Genomic DNA, 10,100 nt, shown 5'->3' with positions numbered 1-10,100 from the left:
CCGGGAACCAATAATCCGGAAAAATCTTATGCGGAGTTATCCAGTAATGCACAGCAACACGCGCACGATAACGGGAGACTCAAGAAAGGCACTCGTGTAACCTGCAAGGACGTCCGCAAAGTCGGTAGTGACATCTGGATTAAGATTCCATCTGGCTGGATTGCTGCATATTATGGTGGAAAGAAGTATGTAGGATAGTGTATAATCTGACATATATATAATAGGTAGAAACATCTTTATACGTCCTTACAAAATGGTCATCCAGTTTGGACATTGAACCTGTCTTCCATCGCAATACTGTGTAAGTATCGGCTGCCTTACATTTGGTCTTGCAAGATAGTCGGCAAATAATTCATCTACGATGATTGAAATAGAATCGTAAATATTCCGTTCAGGAATCCACTTGTGGTCAAATGCAGTGGAAGATGTAATAGTAAAATCATAGCCCTGGTTCCGGTACCATTCTGTATAGACCCGATTTAATGTAAAGGACATAATTGCCAGTACATTTGCGCGAATCGTATTGGTGGGCCAGGTTGCATAGATTTCACTGGATGCCACATTTTTGATGTAATCTTTGTAATGGACATAATAATTTTTAGCGGTGGAGTCTCTCGGACTTCCATCATGAACAACGATGTATTCGGGAATAACGACCCGGCTTAAGACAATTTCACCGCTTTCGGTTAATGGTTTGATTTCTTCCTCCGGTATTTTCGCCGGGTAATTTCCATATAATGTATGTGCAGGTATCACATAAATAGAATTTTGATTTGTATCAGGAATGAGCGGACGCATGGAAATATTCTGGATAGCTGTGACTGAGGATAGAATCTCAGCACCTGCAATCTGGATAGATTCATAACCTGCTGCTTCCACAGAAATTGTATATTCAGAATAGGGCTGCAATTCGTTTGTTTCATCTAAGCTGTATTCAATTGGAGGTGCAGGAAGATTAATGGTGTCGGTCTGACCGGAAGAATCTGTAGTCAACTCTTCCAATGTCTCATCAGGGACTCCAGTGTATGAAATTGAAATACGTGCATTTTCAATAGGATGTGCATGAATCCTGGAAGTCAGATTTATTTTCAACTGCCCCCAATCCGGCGTGTCGGTTATATGAAAAATGCTCATAATAAAAAATACCTCATAGAAACTAGATTACTTTTATTGTATGATAGAGAAAGAAAGTGTGTGAGATGTGAAGAAAGGATTATAGATGGAAAAAAAGAAGAAAAGAAGACGCCATAGAGGTTTGGGATTCCTGATTTTAATAATGGGAGTTTTGATTGTCTGTGGAGTATATCAATACAGGGAATATGGCAATATAAAAGATGTCATGCTGAAATTAATTGGTCAGGATCCGGTGATATATCAGCATGTTTTAGAAGAAATCGGAGAAATGGACGGTAAATTTTATTATCAGCAGCTAAGTGAAGAAGAGCAGACAGTGTATCAGGAGCTTTTGCAGGGGCTTTTGGATCATGTAGAGCAAATTTATGTGCACAGCCAGAAGCCGGAACGTGTTAATGAACTTCTTGTTTATGTGTTGAATGATTATCCAGAGATTTTCTGGAGCGATGGGACAGCTTCTTCTACAGCCTATTCTGGACTTCAGAATTATACGTCTGTGATGCCGGGATATTTGTATACGAAAGAAGAATGTGAGAAAAAGAAGACACAGCTTGACATGGAGGTGTCGGAGTGTCTGTCCGGTATCAGTGAAAATGCTTCGGATTATGAGAAGATTCTTTATGATTATGAGTATATTGTGAATCAGGTGGATTATGATGATGCAGCAGAAGATAACCAAAATATTTGCAGTGTATTTATTGGAAAAAAGTCAGTGTGTGCCGGTTATTCTAAAGCAATGCAGTATCTCATGGAGAAGCAGGGGCTATTCTGCACTTATGTTACTGGGGAGGTGACAGAATCTTTCAGTGATGGTGATGGTCATAAGATCCCTCATGCATGGAATTTGGTGAAATGTGACGGCGATTATTATTATGTGGATGTGACGTGGGGAGATCCAATTTTCCAGGAGTCGGAAGAGGAGGCTGAAAATGTAATGGATGACGAAATTCGTGACAATATCAGCTACGATTATATGCTTTGTGATGATGATGAGTTGTTTCGGACTCATACGCCGGATTTGGAAGTAGAACTTCCAGATTGTACGAAGATGGATTTGAATTATTATGTAGTTAATGGAATGTATTATACAGAATATGATGGTCAGACGGCGCTTAAAGCAATGAACCAGGTGATTTCGGCGAGAGAGACGAAAGTTGTACTGAAATATTCCGATGAATCAGTTTATAAAACTGCAAAAGAAGACATTTTAAATAACGAGGTGAAGCGTGCTGCACAGAATCTGGCGCAGTGGTATCATTTGACAGAAGTCTCCTACAGTTACATAGATGACAAAAAAATGAATAAAATTACAATTTTCTGGAAATATTCTTAAAAAAAGAATTGAAATATATCCCATCCTAAATACTAAAAATATCAACCGGATTTTAAACGAAAAAGTATAGATAAAACCAATATAACAGGCATATTGACGAAAAAACAATTTTTTGACGTAAAATAAAAACCATTAAAATTAGCGACTATTTTAATGGTTTTTGTCGAAAGTAGATAAAAAACTGTTAAAAAATACTTTTTTTTGGGTTGAAAAAGGAGAATAAGTATAGTATACTTTTAACAATTTGGAAAGCTTTAGAGCAGACTAGAAGTAACAGAAAGGATAAGGGTGAATATATGAAAGCATTTCTAATTCTAGAAGACGGGACAGTCTTTGAGGGAAAAAGTATCGGGACGACGAGGGATATGATCAGTGAGATTGTTTTTAATACGTCAATGACCGGTTATCTGGAGGTGCTGACAGACCCTTCATATGCCGGACAGGCCGTTGTGATGACTTATCCACTGATAGGAAACTATGGAATCACACCAGATATGGAGTCAAAGAAAGCATGGCCGGACGGATATATTGTAAGAGAATTATCCAGAATGCCAAGTAATTTTAGATGCAACGGTACAATTCAGGATTTCCTTGCTGCACAGGACATTCCAGGAATTGAAGGCGTGGATACAAGAGCATTGACGAAGATTCTCAGGGAAAAGGGAACCATGAATGGTATGATTACTACAAATGAGAATTATAATTTAGATGAAATCATTCCAAAACTTAAGGCGTACACTGTTGGAGATGTTGTATCAAAGGTGACCTGCGACGAGAAACATGTTCTTCCAGGAGAAAAATTTAAAGTGGCACTTATGGATTTTGGAGCAAAGAATAATATTTCAAAATCTTTAATTCAAAGAGGCTGTGAAGTGACTGTCTATCCGGCAGACACAAAAGCAGAAGAAATCATAAAATCTAATCCGGACGGAATCATGTTATCCAATGGTCCTGGAGATCCGGAAACTTGTGTTTCTATTATAGAAGAGATCCGAAAATTATCAGAGACAGACATTCCAATATTTGCAATTTGTCTGGGACATCAGTTGATGGCTCTTGCATATGGTGCAAAGACATATAAATTAAAATATGGTCACAGAGGTGGCAATCACCCTGTAAAAGATCTGTCTACGGGACACGTTTACATTTCCTCGCAGAATCACGGATATGCGGTTGATTATAATACTATGGATAAGAATGTTGCAGAAGAAGCATTTATCAATGTCAATGATGGAACAAACGAAGGATTGAATTACATAGGCAAGAAGATATACACTGTACAGTTCCACCCGGAAGCATGCCCGGGGTCACAGGATTCTACATTCCTGTTTGACAGATTTATTGAGATGATGAAGGGGGACAAATAAGATGCCAAGAAATAAAGAAATTAAGAAAGTGCTTGTAATTGGATCTGGTCCTATCGTCATTGGTCAGGCAGCAGAGTTTGACTATGCGGGTACACAGGCATGTCGTTCTTTGAAAGAAGAAGGACTGGAAGTTGTGCTGTTGAATTCAAATCCTGCGACTATTATGACGGACAAGGATATTGCTGATAAAGTATACATAGAGCCATTGACGGTAGAAGTTGTTGAACAGCTTATTATGAAAGAGAAGCCAGACAGTGTCCTGCCGACTCTGGGAGGACAGGCAGCGCTGAATCTTGCTATGGAATTGGAAGAGCGGGGGTTTTTCAAAGAACATAATGTCCGCTTGATCGGAACAACAGCTCAGACAATTAAGAAGGCAGAGGATCGTCTGGAATTTAAATCAACAATGGAAAAAATTGGCGAACCATGTGCAGCATCACTTGTAGTTGAGAGCGTAGAGGACGGAATCGAATTTGCAGAAAAGATTGGATATCCGGTCGTTCTTCGTCCGGCATACACTCTTGGCGGAAGTGGTGGTGGAATTGCACATGACAGACGTCAGCTTGTAGAGATTCTTGAAAATGGACTTCGCCTTTCCCGTGTGGGTCAGGTACTTGTTGAACGTTGTATCGCAGGATGGAAAGAGATTGAATATGAGGTAATGCGTGATGCAGCAGGAAATTGTATCACGGTTTGTAATATGGAAAATATTGATCCGGTTGGTGTACATACCGGAGACAGTATTGTTGTAGCACCGTCTCAGACGCTGGGCGATAAAGAATATCAGATGCTCCGTACATCAGCCCTCAATATCATTAGTGAGCTTAATATTACAGGAGGCTGCAACGTACAGTATGCCCTGAATCCGGAATCATTTGAATATTGTGTTATTGAAGTAAATCCACGTGTCAGCCGTTCTTCTGCGCTTGCATCGAAAGCTACGGGTTATCCAATTGCAAAGGTAGCAGCAAAGATTGCGCTTGGCTATACACTTGACGAGATTAAAAATGCAGTTACAAAGAAGACATATGCAAGTTTTGAACCGATGCTTGATTATTGTGTTGTTAAGATCCCGAGACTTCCATTTGATAAATTTATCAGTGCAAAACGGACACTGACTACACAGATGAAGGCGACCGGAGAGGTCATGAGTATTTGTGATAATTTTGAGGGAGCGCTTATGAAAGCAATCCGATCTCTGGAACAGCATGTGGACAGTCTTATGTCCTATGATTTCAGTCATCTTTCCAGAGAAGAACTGATGAACGCATTGGACGTAGTAGACGATCAGAGAATCTGGAAGATTGCAGAAGCAGTTAGAAGAGGAATTCCTTATACAGAAATACATAAGATTACAAAGATTGATATTTGGTTTATCGATAAGATTGCAAACCTGGTAGAGATGGAGCAGTCTCTGCGTGCATGCGCGCCAAGAGTAGCGTCCGGACGTGGTGGAATTGGAAAGGAATTATTAAAAGAAGCAAAACGCCTGGAGTTCCCGGACGAGGTTATCGCAAGACTGACAGGTCTTACAGAAAGACAGGTGCATGATCTTAGAATGGTGTACGGTATTACCGCATCTTACAAAATGGTAGATACCTGTGCCGCTGAGTTTGCGGCAGAAACACCGTATTATTACTCTGTATTTGGAAGTGAAAATGAAGTAGAAGAGACCTCCGGTAAGAAAAAGGTTCTTGTCCTTGGTTCTGGCCCAATCCGTATCGGACAGGGAATCGAGTTCGATTTCTGTTCCGTACACTGTACATGGGCATTTGCAAAAGAGGGATACGAGACAATTATTATCAATAATAACCCGGAGACAGTCAGCACGGACTTCGATATTGCCGATAAGCTTTATTTCGAGCCGCTGACACCGGAAGATGTAGAGAGCATTGTAGACCTGGAGAAGCCGGACGGAGCAGTTGTTCAGTTCGGTGGTCAGACAGCAATTAAATTGACAGAAGCACTGATGAAAATGGGAGTGCCAATTCTTGGTACAAAGGCAGAAGATGTAGATGCAGCCGAAGATCGCGAATTATTTGATGAAATTCTGGAAAAATGTCAGATTCCAAGACCGACTGGTGGAACTGTATTTACAGCTGAGGAGGCAAAGACTGTTGCGAACAGACTCGGCTATCCGGTACTGGTAAGACCGTCCTATGTGCTTGGCGGACAAGGTATGCAGATTGCTATTAACGATAATGATATCGAGGAATTTATCGGAATCATCAATCAGATTGCGCAGGATCACCCGATTCTGGTAGACAAATATTTACAAGGAAAAGAGATTGAGGTCGATGCCGTATGTGACGGAGAAGATATCCTGATTCCAGGTATCATGGAGCATATTGAGCGTGCGGGTATCCATTCCGGAGATAGTATCTCTGTATATCCTGCAAAGAGTATTTCTGATAAGACAAAACGTACTATTGAAGAATATACAAGACGACTTGCAAAATCCCTGCACGTCATCGGATTGATTAATATTCAGTTCATTGTGTGTGGTGAAGAGGTTTATGTTATCGAGGTAAACCCAAGATCCAGCCGTACGGTACCATACATTAGTAAAGTAACTGGAATTCCAATTGTTCCACTGGCAACAAAAGTGATTATCGGTCACAAGATCAAAGAACTTGGATATACACCGGGACTTCAGCCGGAGGCAGATTACTATGCAGTTAAAATGCCGGTATTCTCTTTTGAGAAGATTCGTGATGCAGATATCAGCCTTGGACCAGAAATGAAGTCTACAGGAGAGTGCCTTGGAATTGCCAAGACATTTGACGAGGCGCTATATAAAGCATTCTTAGGTGCGGGAATCAAACTTCCGAAATTTAGCAATATGATTATGACTGTCCGTGATGAGGATAAGGATGAGGCTGTAGAAATCGGTAAACGTTTTGAAAAGATCGGATACAAGATTTTTGCGACAAAAGGAACAGCAGAAGCACTTACAGAAGCAGGTGTGAAAGCAATTGCAGTCAACAAGATTGAACAGAGCACACCGAACCTCATGGATCTGATCCTTGGACATAAGATAGATCTTGTTATTGATACTCCGCCACAGGGAGCAGAACACTCCAAAGACGGTTTCGTAATTCGAAGAAGTGCAATTGAGACGGGTGTCAATGTCCTGACAGCTATCGATACAGCAAAAGCACTGATCACCAGTCTGGAGAATACAGATATTCAGAAACTGACACTGGTGGACATTGCAAAGATTCAGGCAGTATAGGCATTCTTGAAAGTAGAAAATATCATGAGATGAGGGTGGTATTGAAAAAGGCAGCCATGGCGCACAAAATGTGTCGTGGCTGTCTTTTTATAAAGTAAAGCAATCTCTGAGAATGTAAGATAATTAAAGAGTGCGGTCAGTTTAGCGGTGTGTTATAATTGGAATCAGAAAATCAGTTGTTTTAGAACATAATTGATAATATTATATAATGACTGGAAGAGGTACATGACATGGAAAAAAGAATTAGCGGAACAACGACATTATTAGCACTGATTGGTTCTCCGGTGGGACATTCCAGTTCTCCGGCAATGCACAATTACAGCTTTGAAAAATTAGGACTTGACTATGCCTACATGGCATTTGAGATAAAAGAAGACCAGGTAGGAGAATTTCTGGATGCGGCGAGACTTCTTAAAATCCGCGGTTTTAATGTGACGATGCCATGTAAGATGGAAGTTGCAAGACAGGTCGATGAGTTGTCTCCGGCAGCGCAGATCATGGGCGCTTCCAATACGGTAGTGAATGAAAATGGAAAACTAATTGGGCACAATACAGACGGAGTCGGATTTGTGAAAAATCTTGCAGAACACGGCGTTTCTGTAAAAGATAAGACAATTACACTTATGGGCGGTGGTGGAGCCGGAACTGCAATTTTTGTACAGCTTGCACTGGACGGAGCTTCCGAGATTCGTGTGTTTAACCGAAAGGGAGCAAACTTCGAAAAGCTTGAGAAGATTGCGAAGAAAATATTAGAATTTGCACCAGAGTGCAAGATACAGGTCTGTGATATGGCAGATAAAAAAGCATTGTATAAGAGTATTGGAGAGAGTGATATTCTTGTAAATGCAACAAATGTTGGCATGAAACCGAATGAGAAAGGGACGATGATCCAGGACACTTCTGTATATAGGGAAGATTTGGTCGTTGCGGAGATTATTTATAATCCGAAGGAGACACGTATGATGCGCGAGGCGAAAGAAGCCGGTGTGAAATGTGTGGTCGGTGGAAAAGGTATGCTCCTGTGGCAGGGGGCAGAGGCGTTTCATTTGTTTACAGGCCAGGAAATGCCGGTGGAAGACGTGAAAGCAAAATTCTTTGCGGAGTAGAGAATAAAAGAAAGATTTATATCAGCTGGGAGATTTGAACTTAACACGGAACCTTAAATTTTTGTAAGATTTGAGGAGAACTATACACAAATTGAAAAAAATCAGTTACACTATTGCCAAACGGGTGACTTAGGAGGATGTATGTATAAAATCTTAATTATAGAAGACGACCGGACGATTGCAAATGTGCTGGCGGAGCATTTAAGAACATGGGATTATGAGGTGCATTGTGTGACGAATTTTAAGAATGTGATGGAAGATTTCCGGGAGTATGAGCCGCAGCTTGTGCTCCTGGATATTGTATTGCCATTGTTTAATGGGTTCCACTGGTGCCAGGAGATCCGCAAGATTTCAAAAGTACCGATTATCTTCTTATCATCGGCAAATGATAATATGAATATTGTTATGGCCATGAATATGGGCGGAGATGAATTTGTGGAGAAACCATTCGACCTTAGCGTAGTGACGGCGAAGGTGCAGGCGGTGCTTCGGAGAGCTTATGCATTCCGTGGGACGATGGACGTACTTGAGCATGCAGGAGTGATGCTAAATGTTAATGATGCGACAGTGATCTGTGGGAGTCAGTCGGTGGAGCTTACGAAAAATGAATTCCGGATTCTGAAGCTTCTGATGGAGAATTCAGGACGGATTGTTTCAAGGGAAAATCTGATTACGAGGTTGTGGGAGAGTGATGAGTTCATTGACGATAATACATTGACAGTGAATGTGGCGAGGCTTAGAAAGAAATTGGAAGAAATCGGAGCAGAAAATTGGATTCAAACGAAGAAAGGAATTGGGTATATTGTGGAATGATAAAGCTGCTGGGGAGTTTTTTGAAAGAAAAAAGAGGCGATATCTGCCTGTATATTGGATTCATTGGTGTGTTTTATGTCATTTTCAGCCTGAGCAACTTGCCAGTTGATGCGGTGAACTATGCATTTTTTCTTTCCGCAATCTGGCTGCTTGGATATGGAATTTTCAAATTTAACCAATATTATAAGAAGGGTGTGGCAGTCATTGAGGCAAAGCAGCGTTTGGAAGAGGTGACGGAAAATCTTCCGGCGACAAGGTCATATATCGAGTTAGAGTATCAGGCAATTATTCAAAATATGTATAAGAAAATGTCTGATCTGCAATCAGCGGAGCGGATTGGGCGCCAGGAAATGAAAGATTATTACAGTATGTGGGCGCATCAGATCAAGACACCGATTGCTGCCATGAAAGTGCTTGCGCAGGCAGCCGGCGACACGGAAGATGCCAGAACTTATGAGCTTTTGCAGGATATGCAGACAGAACTTTTTAAGACAGAACAGTATGTGGAAATGGTTCTGACTTATGTGCGTATGGAGGACATGTCGGGAGATCTTATGCTGAAGGAATATGCTTTGGACAATCTGGTAAAGCAGGCACTTAAGAAGTATTCCCGTATGTTTGCCATGCAGAAATTGGCATTACATTATGAAGCACTTCGGGTAACCGTTACGACAGATGAAAAATGGCTCGTTTTTGTACTGGAGCAGATTTTGTCCAATGCATTGAAATACACAGTTGAAGGAAGCATTTCTATTTATATGGAAGATGATTGGCTTGTAATTGAGGACACAGGCATCGGTATATGCTCAGAAGATTTGCCGCGTATTTTCGAAAAGGGATTCACCGGGTATAATGGAAGAAGTGATAAGAAATCTACAGGCATCGGTCTTTACTTATGTAAGCAGATTATAGAGAAGCTCCGTTGCCAGATCCGAGTAGAATCTAAGCTGGGGAAAGGAACTCGGGTATTACTGCATTTGATGAAAGAAAAATTGCCTGTAGAGTAAATTGTGACAAGATTGTAAGATTAGCAAGGGGAAATGTAACCAAAATCAATGGAAATGCATTTCTTCTTTTTTTATAATTGATTGTGTAAAGAAGTTAAAAAATCG

7 protein-coding genes and 1 pseudogene are annotated in these 10,100 nt (G+C 40.8%); 7 read left to right on the top strand and 1 reads right to left on the bottom strand.

The genetic code is table 11. From position 1 onward, the window contains the following. A pseudogene (locus tag G593_RS0115135) lies at positions 1–198 on the top strand (hypothetical protein); the annotation flags it as partial. A 48-nt stretch (positions 199–246) separates the two neighbouring features. Here the strand turns inward: G593_RS0115135 and G593_RS0115130 are convergent. Further along, positions 247–1,134: a carboxypeptidase-like regulatory domain-containing protein gene (locus tag G593_RS0115130; RefSeq protein ID WP_081646573.1), complete on the bottom strand. Its 888-nt coding sequence runs from the start codon at positions 1,132–1,134 to the stop codon at positions 247–249. Between the two features lie 85 nt (positions 1,135–1,219). Here G593_RS0115130 and G593_RS0115125 point away from each other — a divergent pair, with 85 nt between their 5' ends. From G593_RS0115125 to G593_RS0115100, 6 genes are all read left to right on the top strand, one after another. After that, on the top strand, positions 1,220–2,467 hold the full coding sequence (locus G593_RS0115125) for a transglutaminase domain-containing protein (RefSeq protein WP_029732243.1): 1,248 nt from the start codon (positions 1,220–1,222) through the stop codon (positions 2,465–2,467). 296 nt (positions 2,468–2,763) lie between these two features. Next, positions 2,764–3,834 carry a carbamoyl phosphate synthase small subunit gene (locus G593_RS0115120; protein WP_029732242.1) on the top strand — a complete coding sequence of 357 codons (1,071 nt, stop codon included), beginning with the start codon at positions 2,764–2,766 and terminating at the stop codon, positions 3,832–3,834. Position 3,835: 1 nt separating this feature from the next. Then, a complete protein-coding gene (gene carB / locus G593_RS0115115; RefSeq protein ID WP_029732241.1) occupies positions 3,836–7,069 on the top strand; it encodes a carbamoyl-phosphate synthase large subunit in 3,234 nt (1,077 codons plus the stop codon). A 230-nt stretch (positions 7,070–7,299) separates the two neighbouring features. Further along, entirely contained in the window at positions 7,300–8,175 is an 876-nt protein-coding gene (locus G593_RS0115110; RefSeq protein WP_029732240.1) for a shikimate dehydrogenase, read from the top strand. A 141-nt stretch (positions 8,176–8,316) separates the two neighbouring features. Next, the gene (locus G593_RS0115105; protein WP_005342142.1) at positions 8,317–8,988 is read left to right on the top strand and encodes a response regulator transcription factor; all 672 of its coding nucleotides are present in this window, start codon (positions 8,317–8,319) and stop codon (positions 8,986–8,988) included. Between the two features lie 20 nt (positions 8,989–9,008). Next, positions 9,009–9,995, top strand: a complete 987-nt coding sequence (locus G593_RS0115100; protein ID WP_242827112.1) for a sensor histidine kinase — start codon at positions 9,009–9,011, stop codon at positions 9,993–9,995. The last annotated feature ends 105 nt before the right edge of the window (positions 9,996–10,100 follow it).

It is taken from the genome of Dorea sp. AGR2135 (assembly GCF_000420885.1).
Taxonomy (GTDB): Bacteria; Bacillota; Clostridia; order Lachnospirales; family Lachnospiraceae; genus Dorea; species Dorea formicigenerans.
This window is presented reverse-complemented; position numbering and strand designations above follow the sequence as displayed.